The sequence below is a fragment of the Streptomyces pinistramenti genome, assembly GCF_020564935.1.
Lineage (GTDB): Bacteria > Actinomycetota > Actinomycetes > Streptomycetales > Streptomycetaceae > Streptomyces > Streptomyces pinistramenti.
Genome location: NZ_JAJCXB010000021.1, coordinates 96,521 through 117,612, shown reverse-complemented (window position 1 = coordinate 117,612; position 21,092 = coordinate 96,521). Strand labels below are relative to the sequence as shown.

General features: G+C 72.9%; 6 protein-coding genes and 1 pseudogene. 4 read left to right on the top strand and 3 right to left on the bottom strand.

The window, feature by feature from the left end; translation table 11 throughout:
• Together LIU39_RS17150 and LIU39_RS17145 are read left to right on the top strand one after the other, a co-directional pair.
• Nucleotides 1-302: pseudogene (locus LIU39_RS17150) on the top strand (hypothetical protein); the annotation flags it as partial.
• Nucleotides 303-392: 90 nt separating this feature from the next.
• Entirely contained in the window at nt 393-5,036 is a 4,644-nt protein-coding gene (locus tag LIU39_RS17145; protein ID WP_227047593.1) for an FtsK/SpoIIIE domain-containing protein, read from the top strand.
• A gap of 82 nt (nt 5,037-5,118) precedes the next feature.
• On the opposite strand, the gene LIU39_RS17140 is transcribed toward LIU39_RS17145, so the two are convergent.
• From LIU39_RS17140 to LIU39_RS17130, 3 genes are all read right to left on the bottom strand, one after another.
• Nucleotides 5,119-5,430, bottom strand: coding sequence for a hypothetical protein (locus tag LIU39_RS17140; protein ID WP_227047592.1), 312 nt, complete (start codon nt 5,428-5,430; stop codon nt 5,119-5,121).
• A gap of 53 nt (nt 5,431-5,483) precedes the next feature.
• Entirely contained in the window at nt 5,484-5,792 is a 309-nt protein-coding gene (locus tag LIU39_RS17135; RefSeq protein ID WP_227047591.1) for a hypothetical protein, read from the bottom strand.
• 78 nt (nt 5,793-5,870) lie between these two features.
• A complete protein-coding gene (locus LIU39_RS17130; RefSeq protein ID WP_227047590.1) occupies nt 5,871-6,806 on the bottom strand; it encodes a serine/arginine repetitive matrix protein 2 in 936 nt (311 codons plus the stop codon).
• A 286-nt stretch (nt 6,807-7,092) separates the two neighbouring features.
• Here LIU39_RS17130 and LIU39_RS17125 point away from each other — a divergent pair, with 286 nt between their 5' ends.
• Together LIU39_RS17125 and LIU39_RS17120 are read left to right on the top strand one after the other, a co-directional pair.
• Nucleotides 7,093-18,360, top strand: coding sequence for a hypothetical protein (locus LIU39_RS17125; RefSeq protein WP_227047589.1), 11,268 nt, complete (start codon nt 7,093-7,095; stop codon nt 18,358-18,360).
• Complete coding sequence (locus LIU39_RS17120; protein WP_227047588.1) at nt 18,357-21,041, top strand: right-handed parallel beta-helix repeat-containing protein; 2,685 nt, start codon at nt 18,357-18,359, stop codon at nt 21,039-21,041. Before LIU39_RS17125 ends, LIU39_RS17120 begins: the two co-directional genes overlap by 4 nt.
• Nucleotides 21,042-21,092 lie beyond the last annotated feature (51 nt).

Sequence of the window (21,092 nt, the reverse complement as noted above, 5' to 3'; positions counted from 1 at the left end):
CCACGGAGCACGCCCCGGGCCGTACGGCACCGGGTCTGCCCAGGCAGAGCCGGGCGGCCGCGTCCGACGAGCCGTCGGTCCCGGTGGCATCGGCGCGCGCCGGCGGCACGGCGGCCGGGCCCGCCGCTTCGGCCGCCTCGGGTGCCGCGGACGGCGCCGCCACACCCGGTGCCGGCGGCGCGCAAGCGCCCCCCGACGGCGTCCCAGGACAGCCGGCCGCCACCGGGGACGGCGGGCCCGAGAGCGCCGCGCCCACCGTCCGCGGTGACGCGGGAGGACCGCTGCCCGCCGCCCGTTCCTGAAGCTCCCGACGCGCCGCGAGGGCCCGCCGCCACGGCCGGGCCCTCGCACCGCTCCCCCGCCCCTGACGGCACCGATCAGTTGGATCTCCCGTGAAACTGACCCTCACCACCTCCGACGCCGGACGCCTGACGGACCATCTGCTCGATGTGCCCGAGCAGGCGACCGTCGCCGATCTCGCCGCCTCCCTCGCCCCGCCACCGGAGCCGTACGCGGACGACTCCCCCGCCCCGCCCCCGCAGGTCTTCCTCGGCGACCGTGCCCTGGACGGCGGGCTGCCGCTGCGCAGTTCGGGCATCCGTGACGGCGCGGTCATCGGCCTGGGCGCGCCCTGTGCCGCCGAACGCCGGGCGCGGGCCTGGGATCCGGCGCCCGGCGACCCCGTCCTGGTGGAGATCAGGCATGTGGGCGGCCCCGGAGCCGGCCGGGTCTGGCGGCTCGGCGCGGGCAGCCACGAGATCGGGACGGAGCGCGGCTGCGCCCTGCGGCTGACCGGCGGCGGCGCACCGGAGCGCGGCGTGTGGATCACCGTGGGTCCGGACGGCTCGGTGTCGTACCTGCTGCCCGACGACGCGGACCAGGCCAACTGCGGGCTGCGCAGCCTGACTCCCCCGCCGCCGGTGGATCCGGAGACCGGCACGCCGCTCACCTCCGAGGAGCCCGCGGGGCTGCGGGACGGCGGCACCGGAGGGCACTCCGTGGCGGCGGGGCCCGACGGCCTGCCGCCGACCGAGCCCGAGCGGCCCCTGGGCTACCGGCCGCCGCCTGACGACGGCTCCCAGGAGTGGCCCGCCTTCGCCGACCTCTCCCTGGGCGAGCATCTGCTGCGCCGGACGACGCCGTTCCAGCCGGACGCCGCGGTCAATCCGTCGGCCGACGGGATGGCCGTGGAGTACAACAGGCCGCCGCGGATCGCCCCGCATCTGGACGCCGAGACGATGCGGATGCAGGGCCCGCCGTCCCGTCCTGGCCCGCGCGCCTTCCCGCTGCTGTTCGTGCTGGCGCCGCTGATGATGGGCCTGGTCATGATGGGCCTGTTCCGGTCCTTCTACTTCATGATCTTTATCTTCTTCAGCCCGATGATGGCGATCAGCAACTGGATCATCGGCCGCCGCACCGGCCGCAAGCAGTACGAGGAGTCCCTGCGGCTCTACCGGCTGCGCAGGGCCGCGCTCGAACTCGAACTGCGGGAGGCCGCCGTCGACGAACGGGAGCTGCGGAACACGACGTTCCCCGACCCGGCGACGGTGCTGCTGACCGCCACCGGCCCGTCCGGCGCCCTCTGGGAGCGGCGCAGGCGCGACCCCGACCGGCTGACGGTCCGGCTGGGCACGCTGACCCGCCCCTCGCTGCGGCGCATCGAGGACCAGGCGCGGGAGAACAACCACCGCACCGTCCACTGGCGGCTCGCCGACGTGCCCTACGGCCTGGAGATGGCCGACCTCGGCGTCGTCGGCCTGGTCGGCCCCGGCGCCACCACCCGTTCCGTCGCGGCCTGGACGGTCGCCCAGAGCGCCGTGCTGCACAGTCCGCGCGACCTGCGCATCGTGGTCCTGACCAGCGACGAGAACGCCGAGTCCTGGGCGTGGGTGCGCTGGCTGCCGCATCTGAACACCGGCCGGGCGACCAGCGTCGTGGCGCTCGGCAACGACCCGGAGAGCACCGCGCACCGCGTCAACGAACTCGTCTCCGACATCCAGGCCCGCACCGCGGCCGCCGCGTCCGCGCTGGGCCGGACCCTGCTGGACGAGCCGGACGTGCTGGTCATCGCGGACGGCGCCCGCCGGCTGCGCGACGTGCCCGGCATGGTGCAGGTGCTCAGGGCCGGGCCGGCCGTGCACATCTACAGCCTCTGCGTCGACGAGCAGGAGCGGCTGCTGCCCGAGGAGTGCACCTCCGTCATCACCGCGACCGGCAGCCGGCTCGCGGTGCACACCACCGGTTCGCCCAAGGTCAGCGGCGTGCGCGCGGACCTCGTGGAGCCCGCCTGGTGCGAGGAGGTGGCGCGGGCGCTGGCGCCGGTGCGCGACGTCACGCTGGACGGCGACTCGGGCCTGCCTGACGGCGTCCGGCTGCTCGGCCTGATCGGTCAGGAGCCGCCCAACGCCGAGGCGCTGCTGCGGTCCTGGACCAAGCGCCCGGCGTCGACGACGTTCGTCCTGGGTGCCGGGTACGACGGCCCGCTGCGGCTCGACCTGGTGCGCGACGGGCCGCACGGGCTGGTGGCAGGCACCACGGGCGCCGGCAAGTCCGAACTGCTCCAGACGATGATCGCCTCGCTCGCCGCCGCCAACCGGCCCGACGAGCTGGCGTTCGTCCTGATCGACTACAAGGGCGGCAGCGCGTTCCGCGAATGCGCCGAACTGCCGCACACCCTGGGCATGGTCACCGACCTCGACGGCCACCTCGTGCAGCGTGCGCTCGCCTCGCTGGACGCGGAGCTGCGGCGCCGCGAGCAGCTGCTCGCGGACGTCGAGGCCAAGGACCACGCCGACTACCGCGCCAAGCGGGCCAGGAACGGCGAACTGCCCGCGCTGCCGCGACTGCTGATCGTCATCGACGAGTTCGCCACGCTGGTGCGCGAGGTGCCCGACTTCGTGCCGGGGCTGATCAGCCTGGCGCAGCGCGGCCGTTCGCTCGGCCTGCACCTGATCCTCGCCACCCAGCGGCCCGGTGGCTCGGTCAGCACCGACATCAAGGCCAACACCAACCTGCGGATCGCGCTGCGGGTCACCGACAAGACCGAGAGCCAGGACATCATCAACTCCGGTGACGCGGTGAGCATTTCCTCCGCGACCCCCGGACGCGCCCTGGTACGCCGCGGCGAACACGCGCCGACACCGTTCCAGACCGCCTGGGTGGGCGCCGCCCGCGCCTCCCAGGACGGTACGGACGACGGCACCGCCCCGGTGGGGCCGGGTGCCGTCACCCCGGCGGCGCGCCCCGTGCGCGGCGTCGAACTGTCCTGGAACCGTCTGGGCCGGCCGGTGGACCTGTTCGACGAGGAGGACGGCGAGCCGGAGCCGGCCGCCGAGGAGGCCGTCACCGACCTGCTCGCGCTGGTCGAGACGATCAAGGAGGCCACGGCTGCGCTGGAGGACCACAGCGAGCAGGCCAGCCCCTGGCTGCCCGCGCTGCCCGACACCGTCACCCTCGACGACCTGCCGGCCACCGTCCCCACCCCGCCCGGCCGCCCCGCCGCCGTCCCGTACGCGCTGCTCGACCTGCCCAGCCTCCAGGAACGCCGGGTGTGCAGCATCGACTTCGCCACCTTCGGCCACCTGTACGTCATCGGCGCCCCGCGCTCCGGACGCACCCAGGTGCTGCGCACCCTCGCGGGCTCGGCCGCCCGCACCCTGCCCAGCAGCGAACTGCACCTGTACGCGATCGACGCGGCGGGCGGCGGCCTGTCGTCCCTGGAGGCGCTGCCGCACTGCGGCGCGGTGGTCTCCCGCTTCGACATCGAGCGGCTGGCGCGCCTCATCGGCCGCCTCACCCGGGAGCTGACGGAGCGTCAGGAGAAGATGTCCGCGCACGACTGCGCGGGCCTGACGGAGCTGCGGGCCGCGCTGCCTGCGGCCGAGCGCCCGGCCCACGTGCTGCTGCTGATCGACGGCTGGGACGGCATCGCGTCGATGCTCGACGAGTACGACGGTGGGCGGCTGTTCGACGAGATCACCCGGCTGCTGCGGGAGGGCGCAGCGGCGGGCATCCACCTCGTGGCCTCGTCCGAACGCGGGCTGCTCGGCGGCCGGCTCTCCGCGCACAACGATTTCCGGCTGCTGCTGCGCCAGTCCGACAAGGGCGACTACTACCTGGCGGGGATGTCCCCGAACCGGGTGCCGAGCCACATCCCGCCGGGCCGTGGCTGGCACACCCCGGCGTCCGTCGAGACACAGATCGCGCTGCTGCCCACCGGGGCGGCGGACGGCGCCGGCGGCCAGGGGAGCGTCGACCAGGCCGACGCGCTGCGGGAGATCGGCCGGCTGGCGACCGAACGGGACGCCCATCTCCCGGTGGAGCGCAGGCCGTTCCGGGTCGTGGAGATGCCGAAGGTGATCGGCTTCCAGGAGGCCATGGAACGGGTACCCGAGGAGTCCAGGCGGCCGATGTGGGCGCTGCTCGGCATCGGCGGGGACGAAGTGCGGCCGCTGGGCTTCGACTTCCTCTCCGGCGGCGGCAGCTTCGCGGTCGTCGGCCCGCCCGGTTCGGGTCGCAGCACCGCGCTCGCCGCGATGTCCGTTTCGCTGATCACGGGCGGTACCGCCCTGGTGGTGCTCGCGCCGCGCGAGTCGCCGCTGCGCAAGCTCGCCGACCACGGCCTGGCCCAGGTCATCACCGACTCCGACCCGTCGGCCGACACCGTCACCGAGGCGCTCCGTGCGGTCGGCGACCGGCCGGTGGTCGTCGTGGTCGACGACAGTGACCTGGTCGCCAACTGCGGCGCGGACCAGGTGCTGCGGCAGATCGCCTCGTCGGGCCGGGACCGCAACCAGGGCATCCTGATCGGCGGTCCTTCCGAGGGGATGAGCGCCATCGGGTGGATCGGCATGGTCCGCAGGTCGCGGCGCGGTCTGCTGCTCGGCGCGCGGGCGATCGGCGACGGCGACATCATCGGTGCGCGCATCAACGCCGAGCACATCCGCACCCGGCTGGCCGTCGGCCGCGCCTGGACGGCGGGCCCTGCGGGGACGGCGGTGCCGGTGCAGGTGCCGCTGACGGTCCTGGAGAGCTGAGCGGGACGCGTTCCGGGGATTCCCGGAACAGGGAAGGGCCCGGCACCCATGAGGGAGCCGGGCCCTTCCCGTACGCCGGGGTTCAGCCGTTGGAGCTGCTGCGGACACCCGCCGCGATCTGGCCGTCCGAGTCGGTCATCGTCTTGACGATGTCGGTGAAGGACTGGGCGAACACCTTGATGTTCGCCGACGACTCGTTCATCTGCTTGCTGAACGCCTGGTAAGCCTGCTCCAGGGCGGGGCTGGACTGCTCGAAGACCAGGCCGTCCTTGAGCAGCGCGCTCACCGTGGTCTCCAGCTGCTTCAGCTCGCTGGCGATGTCGGTGAACTTGTTTTCCATCGTGGTGGCGACGCGCTTGATGTCGTCGTAATCGAGAAGTACGTCCTGCGCCATCGTTCCTCCGGGTGGTGCGGTCGTCGGTGCGTGCGGGAGTGGCGGTGCGGGGGTCAGCCGCTGGAGCGGATCTTGTTCGCCATCTCGTCGTCCATGTCCTTCATCGACTGGACGATCTTCTGGAACTGCTCGGCGAAGTCCTTGATGCTCTGCGTCGCATCGGTCAGCGACTTCGTCAGCTTCTCGTAGGACTGCTGGAGCGCGGGGCTGGAGTTGTTGAACTTCAGCGTGGAGTTGAGCATCGTGTCGACCTCGTTCTTGGCCTCCGTCATCCGGGGCACAAGGGTGTTGTCGGCACTGTTGTTGAGGACGTTGGAGACGCGGTCGATCTCCGCGAAGTCCAGGCTGATGTTGGCGGGCAAGGGTTCTCCTTCGGGTGAGCGGGGGGATCGTGCAGGTAGGGGGGTGGGGCGGCGGCCGGGGTCCGGCACGGACGCGGCTCAGTCGTCGTCCTTCTCGTCCCAGTCGGCATCGGGAGCGGAGCGCGTGTACGTCGTCACCTTGCCGTCGCTGTCGGTGACGGTCTGCGTTCCCGTGCCGTCGTCCTCGATGACGTAGCGGCTGGTGGTCGTCGCACCGTCGGGCCCGGTCGTCACCGTCGTGTAGTCCCGGGCGTCGAACGGCTTGCCGTCTTCGGGGGTGATGGGTCGCGGCGCGGTGTCGTACGTCGTCTTGCTCGTGTACTTCTGCTCGTCCGCGCCCTTGCCGATGGTGACGGTGCTCTCCTCGGTCATGACGTTGTTGTCGTCGTCGAGTGTCACCTTGACGTGCGTGCTGCCCGAGTCCGAGTCGATCGTCTTCTCCGTGGGCGGGGTGTCGCTGGGCCGGTCGCCCTCCGGGTGCGGGCCGGGCGGCGAGGGCACGTCCTTGTCGTTGTTGTACGCCTCGCACCAGCCGGGCGCGCCGTCCGCCGAGCAGACGTCGTTGATGTCCGCGTCCGGGTGTTCCTTGAAGTAGCCGGACGCGCCGATCTTGTCCAGGTAGGCGTTCCAGTCCTTCGTGTCCTGGTCCCAGGCGTCCCACTTGGCCTTGTCGCTCTTCCACTTGTCCAGGCCGAGGCTGGTGCCCATCACGCCGGCGCTGTCCGCCATCCCGGCATCGACCTGGAAGTAGTTGTCGGAGACCGACTTGAAGATGTCCGCGAGCTTGTTGAGGCCGTCCTTCGCGTCCTTGGCCCGGCTGCTGGACCGTTGCGAGAAGCTCCACATGGCACTGCCGAGGTCGCTGAACCCCATCACGCTCTTCGCGTCGTCGGTGGAGGAGGACAGTTCCTTCAGCGCGCCCTTGGCACCTCCGGAGTCGGCGGTGTCGGCGAGTTCGCGCATCCGCGTCTGCACCTGGTTCAGCAACTCGTAGTCGATGGAGAAGTCGGGCATGGGCACCTCTCGGGCCGGCGGCCGGGCGGCGTGGGGCAAAACCTTGCACTCTGTCCACGCACGGCCGGGCCGGATGGTTCACACCTGTTCGGAATTCTTGTCGATCTCTTTGAACCTCGCGGCTCTGTGGCGCGTGTATTCAACTACAGCCAGCTGTACCTACCACGCACACCCGCACCCTCGCACGATCCCGCCACGGCCCCTGTTCACCACCTCCCCCGTACATCCCCCGCCCCGTACACCCCCTGCCGCACCGCCCGTGCCGGCAGTCGACCAAGGAAGGCCGGTGCCGGCGTTGCCTCGCGAAGCGGATTGGAGCGCCCTGGACCTCGACGCGGACCCCACCCCGGGCGACCCCGCCAGGATCCGGGAGGTCATCGCGGCCCAGGACGAACTGGTGCGGCTGGCCGACACCATCGACTCCGGACTCACCGAGGTCAAGAACACCTCGGGCGGCGCCTTCGTCGGCAAGACCGGCGACGCCCTGCGCGAGGTCATCGACGGTCATCTGCGCAAGTTCGTCTCGACGTTCCGCGAGGCCCAGCAGGACGTGCAGGGCGCGCTGCGCACCTACCAGGCGGTCATGGAGGAGCAGCAGGGCCGGGCGGACACCGCGCTCCAGCAGGCCAAGGGCCTCGCCGAGGACGACGAAGAGGGCCGCGCATCGCTGAAGTCGACCGCCAAGGACGCCGGGGAGATCCAGCGGAGCGCGTCGAAGACGGCGGCCAGTACGGTGCGGGCGGCCGGCCAGAAGATCGCCTCGCCGGTCGACGCCTGCGACGAGATCATGAAGGCGCTCAGCTGGCTGGCCATCATCCTGATCATCCCGGCCATCATCTTCGGCGGCCCGATCGCGCTGTTCGCCATCGCCCTCAACGTCGCCATCTTCATCAAGACCGCGGTGGACTTCGCCAACGGCGACGCCAGCGCGCTCGATCTGCTGCTGTCCGGGCTCGGCATGATCGCCCCCAGCACCCGGGGCATCCAGCTCGCGAAGGTCTTCCAGGGGCTGCGCGGCCTGGCCTCCAAGGGCATCACGGGCATCAAGACCGCGTTCGACTCGTTCAAGAACGTCTTCACCGGGCGCAACATGCTCAACCTGTCGATCCGCCTGTTCTTCGGCACGGCGGACTTCGCGCGCGGCGCGGCGAGTTGGAGCCGCGGCCTCAACGGCCTCTTCACGCACACCCCGTTCTCCCACATCCCGGGATTCGGCGGCCGGATCTTCACCGGCATGGGCGGCACGTTCCACATCGTCGCGCCGTTCAAGGCACTCCCGATGTTCCTCCCCCAGGGCCTGACCGGCCTGCACTTCGCGGGGGCGCTGGCGTACGGGGCGGTCAAGGGCATCGGCACCGGCGCCAAGTGGATCGGCTCGGGCCTGGCCGCAGCGGGCCGGGGGGTGTGGAACGGGCTGTCCGGGTTCAAGGCCCTGCGTCTTGTCCTTCCCGTGGACGCCGCCGAGATCCAGGCGCTGGGCATCGGCAAGGCCCTGAAAATCGGCTTCATCGACCGTGGTGTGTTCGGCGAATTCCGCTACGGAGCACTCGACGCGAGCGGGCGGCTGCTGGGCGGCGCCGGGCCGATCCACCATCTCGCCGACATCGGCGGCGGCCCGCCCTCGGTGCACATCGACCCGGTGAAGGACCTGGCGATGGTGCGCTCCGGCGGCTTCGCGGGGCCCGGCACGTTCACGCCGTCGCTGTCGATGCACGGCGCGATGACCCCGCCCTCGATGCACTTCGACGGCTCGCTGTCGGGCCTCGGCTCCGCCAACCTGTCCCTGCACGGGCTGGGCGGCGGGCTCCCCGGCGGACTCGACCTGCCGGCGGTGCACATCGGCGGCCTGGACGGCACCCTCAGTGGCCTGACGTCGCTCGGGCACCCCACGGGGCTCGGCCAGCTGCCGACCGCGGGCCCGGTCACGCACCTTTCGCCGCCGGCCGGCCTGCACGGCTCGCTGACCGGCTCGCTGCCGTCCGGCGTGTCGGCGCCGGTGGCACCGGGCGGCGTGACCGGCCTCGGCACGCACGGCCTCGGCTCCGTGTCCGCCGGCCACTTCGGCGGCACGCACGGCCTCGGCGACCTGGGCAACATCGGCTCCGGCGCGCGGATCGCGGACGTGCCGGCGATGCGGATGGACGTCCCCTCGCCGACGACCGCGGTCCCGCACGCGCCGGCCGCGGGACTGGTCGATCTCGGCCACGTCGAGGCGCCCGCCCACGGCATCGCCGCACCCGGCGCCCTCGACCTGCACACCGGATCGCTCGCCCCGCCGCCCACCGTCAGCCGCATCGACCTGCCGGCCACCGGCGGGCACACGTCCGTGCCCACCCCGTCCGTCGGCCGCATCGAGATGCCCGCCGCCGGCACGGCCGCATCCGACGTGGCCGCACCCGGCCAACTGCACCTGCCGGCCCACGGTTCGGTGACACCGGGCCCGGTGCACGGCCTCGGCAGCGTCGACCTCACCGGCGCGGTCGCGGACGCCGGCCGGATCGCCGACGTGGGCACGGGCACCGGCCGCGGCCTCGGCGCGGGCCTTGACACCCACGGCATCACACCCCCGGCCTTCGGCACCCACGGCATCACGCCGCCCGCCGCGGCAACCGACGGCATCACGCCCCCGGCCGTCAGCACCGGCATCACGCCCCCCGCCGTCCAGCACGGCGTCGCCCCGCCGCCCGCCACCCACGGCATCACCCCCCCGGCCACCGGCGACCGGCTCGCGCCGCCGCCCGCCGTCAACGGAACCGGCGGCCGGGTGGACCTGCCCGGAGCCGGCACCACACCGCACGTCCCGCAGCCCGCGGCCGGCGGCACCGATCTGGCCGGGCTGAGCGGGCTCGGCGAGCGTGCCGTGCCCACGCCGGCCCCCGGCCACGGCGCACTCGACGTGCCAACGGGCGCGCCCGGCCGCCCCGTTGAAGCACCGGCCGTCGGCGCCGGCTCGTCCGCCCTGGAAACGCCGAAGCTGCCGGACCTGCCCGGAGCGGGTGTGCCGGGGCACGGCACACCCTCGCTCGACGGTGCGACGGCCCCGGCCCTGCCGCACACCGTCGGCAGCGTGGAGGCACCGGGCGCCGGGGCCATCGCCCCGCACGGTCCGGTACGGGCCCCGCAGGCCGACGTCCCGCTCGGCGGCGGCATCCGTCCGGGCGCCCCGCACGCCCCGGCCCCCGCCGTGCCGCACGCTCCTCCGCGCGCCGACGGGCACGGCCCCGGCGTCGGTTCGGGCGGGGACATCAAGGGCAAGGCGCCGGCCCACACGCTGGACAACTTCGCGCAGTGGCGCGAGGAGGCGCTCGCCAAGGCCGACGTGTTCCGCAAGCCGGGCGACACGCCCGCGGCGTTCCAGGCACGCCGGGAAGCCTGGACGCGGGTGCAGCAGGCCCGGATCGATTACCACCTGGCGCAGAACGAACTGGACCTGGCGGGCGCCCGCGTGGACGGCCCGTCCACCGGCCCGTCCGTCGGCGAGCAGGCCCTGAACGACTTCAAGGCCGCCGAGCAGAGCCTGGCCGACGCCAAGGACGGCTTCCGCGCGCACGGCCTGGACCCCGACGACATCGGGCAGAAGCTCCAGGCGCTGGACAACGCCTCGCTGAAGGCCCGCCCGAGGCTGCCCGGCGGCACCGGGGGCAGGCCCCCGGTCACCACGGAACTCCCGGGCCAGGGCGGTGTGCTGCTGACGGTGTCGCGCACCGATCCCCCGAAGGTCACGAACGCCGCCGACGCGAGCCTGTTCAAGGTGCACGGCACCCCCCAGGGCTCGAAGTTCACGGTGGAGAAGCTGGATGCGCCGGACGGCAACCCGGTCCGCAGCTGGCACTACGTCAGGCTCGGCGGGCTGCGGCCGGCCGGCGAGGACTTCGTCCTGCACGGCGGCCTCTTCGACGGCTCGACGCTCAAGACGAGCAAGTCCGCCGGCTCCCTGCTCGACTCGACCGGCCACAGCTGGCCGGCCAGGATCGACGGCGACGACGTGATCGTCGCCTCGCCCGCGGGCCCGCAGCACTACACGTGGTCCGGCGCCTTCCACGACGCGCCGACGGCCCCCGCCCCGCACACCACACCGCCGCCGCCCGCCGCCGGGCTCAGCGGGGACGCCGCCGCGAACTGGGGCAAGCACGTAGACCTGGCCCGCATCCATCTGGACCAGGCCGTCAAGAACAGCGAGATCGCCGCCACGATGCGGGATGTCATCGGGGGCTCCTTCACCTCCAAGCGCGGCTTCGGCGGATTCGTCGACCCGATGGCGCTGGAGAAGAGCGATCTGGTGGGCAAGACGCAGAAGTTCCACCAGGTGACCCAGGACCTGCTGTTCTCGGGCCCCAACGAGCGGGTCACCGTCTACCGCGGGGTCTCCATGGACCCGGCGAGCCAGCAGGCCGACGTCTTCATCGAGCGGCTGCCGATCTCGACGTCCAACACCTTCGAGTTCCAGCCCGAGTGGGCCAAGAACGGCGTGCTGAGCAACCGCATCGTCTTCGAGATCGATGTTCCGGCCGAGCACGGCAAGCTGGCCATGTCCTACCCGCCGCACTACGAGGTGGGCGCGGGCGACCCGCCCATCATGAGCCCCGGGCAGTGGGAGGTCACTCTCCCCCCGACCACCCTGATCCGCACCGGCGAACCCCGCATCGAAGGCGGCCTGACGGTCGTTCCGGTACGCGCCGAACAGATCACGCCCGACCGCTTCGCCGCGGTGATCGGCGAGAAGTGGCCGGGTCTGCCGTCGGGCACCGCGTTCGACGACTTCGGCCGGGCCTTCGCACCGGAGTCACTGGGCCGCTGGGGCGGCGGCTTCGAGAACGTCACCGCTCATGCCGCGGTCAGCCAGGACGGGCTGGTCCACACGACCACCGTCAGCAAGCCCGGATACGCCGACGACCTCACCATCACCGTCACCCACCAGCCGGAGAAGAACACCGTCGCGGTGACGTTCACCGACGCAGGTGGCAGCAAGCTGCTCGACAAGAGCTGGAGCGGCGACGGGTTCCGCTACATCGCCGCCGACCTCCAGGGCAACGTCCTGCACAACGCCGAGGAGTTCGCGAACCTCCCCACACCGGAAAGCTGGAAGGGCAAGCCCGACACCCCCACACCCGGCACCGGGAGCCGACCCACCGGAGCCGAACTCGACGCCATCTGGGCCAGGGAATCCGCCGCCAGAGCCGACGTCTTCCGCAAACCCGGCGACACCGACGCCATCGTCCACGCCCGCATGGACGCCTGGAACGACATCCAACACGCACAAGCCGAACTCGACCACGCCCAACTGCGCTTCGACACCGAAGGCACCCGCATCGACGGCTCCTCCCGCGGACCCGCCATCGGCGAACAGACACGCACCGACCTCGACAACGCCACAGCCCACCTCAACGACGCCAAGAACGCCTTCCGCGCCCACGGCATGAACCCCGACGAAGTCGCCACCACACTCGACGACCTCCTCAACACCTCACTCAAGGAACGCCCCCGCCTCCTCGGCGGCGCCTCCGGCGCAGGTGCCGGGCGCAGTCTCGGCCGGTTCGACAAGGAGATCCCGGGTCTGGACGGTGCGGTGGTGCACGCGCCGCGCGGCGAGGCCCCCCAGGTCCTGGACGCCGCCGCCGCGGACCACCTCGTGGTCCACGGCGGGCCCGCCGACCGGCAGTTCACCGTCCAGCAGCTGGATGCCCCCGGCGGCAGCCCCGTCCGCAGCTGGCACTACTCCCGCGGCCTCGGGCTCAGCCTCACCGGCGAGGACATCGTCCTGCGCGGCGGCCCCTTCGACGGCTCGACGATCAGCACCCAGTCCAAGCTCGGCAAGTCCACCGCCGCCCCCCTGGACTCGGCGGGCCACCACTGGCCCGTCAAGATCGACGGCGACACCCTCACCATCGCCTCCCCGACGGGCCCGCAGCACTACACGTGGTCCGGCGCCTTCCACGACGCGCCGACGGCCCCCGCCCCGCACACCACACCGCCGCCCCCCGCCGCCGGGCTCAGCGGAAAGGCCGCCGAGAACTGGGGGTCGCTCATCGATGTGGCCCGCATCCATCTGGGCCACGCGGTCGCCAAGCCCGAGGTCTCCGCCCTGATGCGGGACGTCATCGGGGGTGCCTTCACCTCCAAGCGCGGCTTCGGCGGATTCGTCAACCCCAGTGCACTGGAGGGCGGCAGCCTCCTCACCAAGGTCCAGAATTTCCACCGCATCACCCAGGACCTGCAGTTCTCGGGCCCGAACAAGCAGCTCACCGTCTACCGCGGCGTCTCCATGGACCCGGCGAGCCAGCAGGCCGACGTCTTCATCGAGCGGCTGCCGATCTCGACGTCCAACACCTTCGACTTCCAGCCCGAGTGGGCCAAGAACGGCGTGCTGAGCAACCGCGTCGTCTTCGAGATCGAGGTGCCCGCCGACCACGGCAAGCTGGCCATGTCCTACCCACCGCACTACGAGGTGGGCGCGGGCGACCCGCCCCCGCGCAGCCCCGACCAGTGGGAGATCACTCTCGCCCCCACCACGCTGGTCCGCACCGGCGAACCCCGGATCGAGAGCGGCCTGACGGTCGTTCCGGTACGCGCCGAGGCCATCTCCCCCGACGACTTCGCCTCCGTGATCAAGGCGGAGTGGCCGGGTCTGCCGTCGGGCACCGCGTTCGACGACTTCGGCCGGGCCTTCGCACCGGAGTCACTGGGCCGCTGGAACGGCTTCGAGAACGTCACCGCGCATGCCGCGGTCAGCCAGGACGGGCTGGTCCACACGACCACCGTCAGCAAGCCCGGATACGCCGACGACCTCACCATCACCGTCACCCACCAGCCCGAACGCAACACCGTCGGCCTGGCATTCACCGACCCCGCCGGCACAAAACTGCTCGAAAAGAGCTGGAGCGGCACCGGATTCACCCACATCGCCGCCGATCTGCGCGGCCATGTCCTGCACAACGCCGAGGAGTTCGCGAACCTCCCCACACCGGAAAGCTGGAAGGGCAAGCCCGACACCCCCACACCCGGCACCGGGAGCCGACCCACCGGAGCCGAACTCGACGCCATCTGGGCCAGGGAATCCGCCGCCAGAGCCGACGTCTTCCGCAAACCCGGCGACACCGACGCCATCGTCCACGCCCGCATGGACGCCTGGAACGACATCCAACACGCACAAGCCGAACTCGACCACGCCCAACTGCGCTTCGACACCGAAGGCACCCGCATCGACGGCTCCTCCCGCGGACCCGCCATCGGCGAACAGACACGCACCGACCTCGACAACGCCACAGCCCACCTCAACGACGCCAAGAACGCCTTCCGCGCCCACGGCATGAACCCCGACGAAGTCGCCACCACACTCGACGACCTCCTCAACACCTCACTCAAGGAACGCCCCCGCCTCCTCGGCGGCGCCTCGCACCACTCCCGGCCTGCCGGCGGCCCCTCGTACGAGATGCAGTCGCTGGAGCAGGCCGGCGTGCCCGCACCCCACCGGACACCGGACCTGCCGCACCAGAGCACACCCGCCCCCACCACGCACGAGACGCCGCACCCGCCGCAGGAGACCGTCCCCGGCGGCGGGCCCATCGGGAGGGACCTGCGGCTGACCGGCCCTGACGGCATGACGCAGTTCCGGTTCGTGCACACGGCGCCCGACGGCACCTTCGGTGACGGGGCGCGGGTCGTCTCGACCGACGGTTCGCCGGTGCCGGACGCATCCGTCTCCCCGTACGGCGACGGCCTCCGCGTCGAGACGGCCGAAGGGCACCAGGTCTTCGACGCCACCGGCCGCCACACCGCCGACGCCTTCCGGCTGGCCGACGGCTCGGAGACGGTCGGCTTCCTCCACGGGCCTCCGGCCGGCTCCCCCGCCCCCACCGGGCCGCTGCACGCGCCGGACGGCCGCCCCGTGCCGGGTACCGAAGTGGCCGCGCACGGCGACGGCTTCCGCGTGACGGACTCCCATACGGTGCGGGTCTTCGACGGTTCGGGCACGCTCGAATTCCGGGCCACGCGCCTCCAGGACGCACCGGGCACCACCACGGCCGGCCAGTCCCTGCGGGTGTACGAGCACGGCGCCCTGGACGTCCTGGACACCGACCTCCAGCGGGCCGACGGCCTCACGGCCACCCTCCGCCCCGACGGCGGCTTCCGCGTCGAGGGCGCCGACGGCGGCTTCCGGCTCTTCGACGAGAACGGCGGGCTGACGCACCACGTCACCGTCGACGGCACCACCTTCCACGTGTCCGGCGGCGACGGCCACCCGCTGTACGACGCCGTGCAGCTCTCCGACGCGGTGGGCACCCGCTTCCTGCCGGACAACTCCGGCCGATTGCTGGACGCGAACCTGTCCCAGGCCGGCACCGTCGTCACCCGGCAGGCCGACGGCGGCTTCCGCGTCGACGGCTCCGGGCCGCTGCACCAGGGCGAGTTCACCACCTACCGGGCCGACGGCAGCCTGCACTCGATGCGGATCAACGTCGTCGAGAACGGCACGGTGAAGCAGGGCCACGCCTTCGAGCTGGACTTCCCCGCCGCGTCGGCCGACGACGCCGCCAAGGCGACCTGGCACCGGATCACCCCGGCCCGCAGCGACACGTCGGCCGGCGCTTCCGGCGCCACCACCTCCTGGTTCGACTCCGGCACCATCGCCGACAAGGGCCTGGGCAACGGCCGGGTGCAGCTCCTGAGCCACAGCGGCGCCGAGGTCTTCGAGCGCAGGCCGCTGCCGGGCGGCGGCTTCCTCGACGCCCACCGCCCCACCGGCACGGCCACGTTCGGGCGCTTCACGCATCAGCGCACCGACTGGAACGAGGTGCTGCCCGACGGCACCGCGGGCCGCCACGGCAGCCGGCACTTCGGCGAGAGCGGCCGGAGCTGGTTCGACATGGCCGACGGCGTGCGGGTGCGGCACTGGCGGGAGAACCCCGACGGCGGCCACGTACTGGCCGATCTGGACCGCAGCCCGCTCACCCAGGGCTTCGGCGGCGACGCCACCACCTGGCACCGCTACGACGCGGACCACCAGCACCTGGCGCAGGGTTCACGCAGCTGGAGCCCCGGCCGCGGCTGGACCGACACCATGACCAACCCCCGTACCGGCGCGACGGATCTCGTCCACGAGAAGTTCGGCCGTTTCCACCTGCCCGACGACAACCGCCGCTACCTCCAGTTCGCGATGGACGCCGACGGGACGCTCAAGCGCGACTGGGTGTCGTACTCGGCGCACGGCAAGGAGAACGGTTCGGGCAAGGTCATCGAGGACGGCGGGTTCCTGGAGACGCACCGCGTCACCGAGCAGCGGCCGCCCGTCTGGACGCGGCGGCTGCTGTCCACGGTCGACGGGCACACCTTCGGCAACGCCGACTGGCTGACGTCCGACAGCGGCTTCCAGCTGCACACCTGGAAGCACACCCCGGCCGGCGCCGCCGCGCCGACGAGCAGCGGCGTGCGGCTGGTCGGGCGGGACTCCTCGACCCTGGACATCGCCATGGACGGCAGCATCGTCCGCGGCACCCGCCCGCTGTCCCACGGCGCGACACTGACCGTGGGCGACGTGCCGCTGCCCGCCAACGTACGGGCGCAGGACGGCTACCTGCCCTGGTCGGAAGGGGAGGGCGGGCTCCAGGGGCACCGCACGTTCCGCCCCGGGGACTTCCGGGAATCACCGGCCGGCACCGGGCACGGCGAGCTGCGCTGGCAGGACCGGCACACCGTCGACCCGCCCGGCGGCGACTGGTACACCCCGCACCCCGCGGGCTCCGGCACCGGCGGGCAGGAATGGCACGTCATCCGGGAGGGGTTCGCGGACGGCACGGTCGTCGAGTACCGCCACCCGCCGCGGCCCGAAGGGGCCACGGACGGCGCCGGCGCGGCGATCGGCCGGGCCGACATCAGGACCGGGGGCGACTGGACCCGCTTTGACCACCAGGGCTCGATCGTCGGACGCAAGGACAGCTGGCCGAGCGGCGCCGACGGCACGTTCGACCGGACCATCACCGCGGAAGGACCCGCCGGTTCGGCGAAGGTGGCGTGGGTGGACGCGGCGACCGGCGAGCGCGGGGTACGCGTCCGGTCGGCCGGCGGCGGCACCGGACGCTACTGGGACGCGGCGTCCTACCAGGACTTCGACGCGGCGGGCCAACTGGTCCGCGACCACCGCCTGTTGGGCGACGGCACGCACGTCGACGCCTGGCGGGTGGCGGGCGAGGACGGCGCGCCGACCGCCTGGCACTGGAACAAGGTCGACAAGGACGGCCACCTCATGGAGTTCGGCGGCGGCCCAGGCGACCGGGTGCGCACCTGGACCGACGCGGCGGGCAACCGTCTCGGCGACTGGCAGCCGGGCGCGCGCTGGAGCGACCATGTCGGCGGCGCCGACGGCCAGGTGATCCAGGAGATCCCCGCGGCCCCGAAGTCCGGCTCCGCCTTCCAGGACCTGCTCGGCGACACCCCGGTACGGGTGCGCGAGTACCAGGAGACCCCCACCGGGACGCACACCGCAGGCGAGTGGAAGGAGTTCGAGGCCGGCGGCGCCGTCCGCACCAGGACGCGGCTGGACGACGGCACCTTCCTGGAGTCCGACGAGTGGAACAAGCAGTGGCGGCGCTTCGGCGGCGCCGACGGCCACACGCTGCTCTCCGAGCGGACCATGTCCGGCTACGTGTGGGAACGCGACAGCTTCGGCAGGATGACGCTGGTCGGCCGGGAGAACGACTTCCGCGGCTGGCTCACGGAGTTCCGCGGCAACAGCCGGATGCTGCGCGAGCCGAACCGCTCCCAGTGGTCCGGGCACACGGCGGGTGAGTCGCTGTACACGCCGTTCGTGCAGAAGGCCGGCACCCAGATGCTGGTGGAGTTCGCCCAGGAGTTCACCCTGGACTTCGTCGTCGGCCTGATCGTCAACGCCATCGCCGCGGAGATCTCCGGCCGCGACTTCACCTGGACCGATGTCGCCAAGGCCGCGTTCGGCGCCGCCGTCGGCTCCACGGTCAAGATCGGGGTGACCGGGCTGCACGGCATGGCGGGCCGCGGCGGCGCCCTCAAGACCGGCGTGGGCAACCTCGATTCGGGCCGGCCCTTCGCCCGGCCGCCGCACAGCGACGACACCTGGGCGTCGGAGTGGGCGGGCAACGAGAAGGTCACCCGCTGGCGGGCCGGCACGTACGATTTCAGCGTGGGCATCACCTCGGGTCTGGTCTCCGGCTTCGTCTCCGGAGCCGCGGGATCCGCCATCTTCGGCGTGTACGACGCAGACGGCAACGTCGTCCACCTGTCCGGCACCGACGCGCTCACCGAGGGCGGCATCGGCATGGCGTCGGGACTGGTGGGCGGCATCAGCATGGGCGCGGCGAAGACCGCGCTCCAGCACAGCATGGCGGGCCGGTTCTACCACCGGCAGGGATTCACCGACCTCTTCCTGGTGGGCGGCATCAGCAAGTTCGCCGACAAGATGCTCGGCGGCCTGATCATCACGCCCACGCTGCGCGCCGACAACCCGCCGGACTGGCGGCAGCCGGACGCCGCCGCGAAGCAGGACCCGCAGGACCCGCACCCCCCGCAGGAGAGCACAGGATGACGAACCCCGCCGTGTACCGCGTCGCCGCCCGGGGACGGGGGACCTACCGGACGATCTCCGACGCGGTCGCCGCCGTCCCCGCGGGCGCCGCGGTCACCGTCGCACCGGGCGAATACCCGGAGAACGTACGGCTGGAGCGCCGGGTGGTGCTGGTGCCCGAGCAGGGCCCTGGCACCGTCGTCATCCGGCCGTCGCAGGGGCCCGCGCTGAGCGTCGCGGCGCCGGACTGCGCGGTGCGGCAACTGACGCTGCACGGCGCCGATCCCGCCCAGGCGCTGGTGCGCGTCGAGGACGCGGCGGGCCTGGTCCTGGAGGACTGTGCGCTGACCCACGGCCGGGTCGAGGTGCTGGGCCGGCCGGACGGGGCGGGCCAGGACGGCTCGGGCGCGGCGGCCACCGACACCGCGGACGCGGACGCCGGGGCGCTCGACGCGCTGCGCGGCGACCTCTCCGCCGACCTGGTGGAGGACCTGCGGGATCCCACCACGGGCGGCGTGCTGGTGTGGCGGCGTACCCGGCTGCACGGTGCGCGGCACGCGGCGCTGCACGTCAGCGGCGACGCCAGGGCCCGCATCGAGGACGGCACGATCGATGCCGTCGACGGCATCGGCGTGGTGCTGTCGGGCACCGCCCGGGTGGTGGCCGACGGGCTGCGGATCACCGCGAGTTCGGGGTCGGCGCTGCGGGCCCGCGGCGCATCCCGGCTCGCGGTGCGCGACGCGCGGCTGATCCGGCCGGGCCGCAACGGGCTGCTGGCCCAGGACGGCTCCCAGGTCGTCCTGGACGACTGTCGGATCGAGGGCGCGGCGGCCACCGGCGTACAGGCCGAGCACGAAGCGCGGGTCGGTCTCACGGGCTGCCGGGTGGTGTCGGCCGGCGGCAGCGCGCTGGCCTCAAGCGGCGCGGCCCGGCTGACCGCGCACGACTGCCGCATCGTGTCGCCCGCCGCCAACGGCGCGCTGGCGCTGGGCGACAGCGCACTGCGGATGGCCGACTGCTCGGTGTCGGGCTCCGGGTTCAGCGCCCTGCACCTCGGCGAGCGTGCGCAGGGCACCTTCACCGGGTGCCGGGTGGCCGGCACCGACGAGCATGCGCTGGCCGTGGTGGACGAGGCCCGCGCGCAGGCCGATGACACCACGTTCGGCGGCGCCGCGATGTGCGGCGTCCAGGTGGCGATGGGCGGCGCGGTGGTACTCAAGGGGTGCCGCGTGGACGGCGGTGACAGTGGCGTACGCCTGCTGTCCGGCGAGGAGTCGGAGCTGTCCGAGACCACCGTCACCGGGCAGCGCAGGAGCGGCGTCGAGCTGGGTCCTGGCGCCCGTGCCCGGCTGACCGGCACCCGCGTCGCGGACGTCGGCAGCGCCGGGGTGACCGTCGCCACCGGCGCCCGGCTGCGGATGGACGGCGGCGGCGTGTTCCGGGCGGGCGGCACCGCGCTGGTGCTGTGGAAGGACACCGACTGCCAGGTCAGCGGCGTACGGATCGACACCACGGGCAAGAACGGCATCCTCGTCGGCGACGACGCGGGCGGCACCTTCGAATACTGCGACGTCCGCGGCAGCACCTTCCCCGCCCTGCACATCGGCGAGCGGGCCGATCCGCTCTTCCGCGGCTGCCGGGTCTTCGACTGCGCGCAGGACGTGGGGACCGCCGAGGCCGCGGCCCCGGTCTTCGAGGACTGCGCCGCCCACCGCGTGGAGACGGCGGTGCTGCCGTCGTCGGCCGCCGCCGGAGCCGGGCCGGGCGCGCCCGGCAGGCCCGGTGCCGTCGGCGCCCCGGCGGCCGCGACGGGCGAAGCGGACGGCGACGAGGCGTCCGCCGACAGGGAGCTGGCCGATGAGGGCGCCCCGGAGGAGGAGCCGGAGTCGCTGGACGACCTGCTGACCGAGCTGGGCGAACTGGTGGGCCTGGAACGGGTCAAGAGCGATGTCGGCGGCATGGTCAAGCTGATGCAGACGGTCCGCAGGCGGCGCGAGGCCGGGCTGCCCGCGCCGCCGCTGAGCCGCCATCTGGTGTTCGCGGGCAACCCCGGCACCGGCAAGACGACCGTCGCCCGGCTGTACGGCAGGCTCCTCAAGGCGCTCGGGCTGCTGGCCGTCGGACATCTGGTGGAGGTGGACCGCAGCGCCCTGGTCGGCGAGTACGTCGGGCACACCGGTCCGAAGACCATCGAGGCGTTCAACCGGGCCCGCGGCGGCGTGCTGTTCATCGACGAGGCATATTCGCTGGCGCCCGCCGTGGCCGGCAACGACTTCGGCACCGAGGCCATCGCGACGCTGGTCAAGCTGATGGAGGACCAGCGCGACGAGGTGGTGGTCATCGCGGCCGGCTACCCGGACGACATGGACCGCTTCATCGGCTCCAACCCCGGCCTGTCCTCCCGCTTCTCGCGCACGCTGCTGTTCGAGGACTACACGTCCGACGAGCTGGTGCACATCGTGGAGCACCACGCCGAGCGCCATGCGTACCGGCTCAGCGAGGACGCCAGGCGCGCGCTGTCCGGGCACTTCGCGTCGATTCCGCGCAACGTCAGGTTCGGCAACGGCCGTACCGCGCGCCAGGTGTTCCAGGAGATGACCGAACGCCAGGCGATGCGGGTGTCCGAACTCGCCTCACCGGACGCCGATGCCCTGATGCGCCTGTCCGAACTCGACATGCCGGACCGCGCGCCCGCCCCCTGACCCGCTCCTTCCCGACCGCACCACCACGACCACCGACCTGCCCGATCCCTT

Coding starts and splice junctions, on each gene's coding strand:
- LIU39_RS17130 (WP_227047590.1), bottom strand. CDS start 6,806: ATGCCCGACTTCTCCATCGACTACGAGTTGCTGAACCAGGTGCAGACG.
- LIU39_RS17140 (WP_227047592.1), bottom strand. CDS start 5,430: ATGGCGCAGGACGTACTTCTCGATTACGACGACATCAAGCGCGTCGCC.
- LIU39_RS17120 (WP_227047588.1), top strand. CDS start 18,357: ATGACGAACCCCGCCGTGTACCGCGTCGCCGCCCGGGGACGGGGGACC.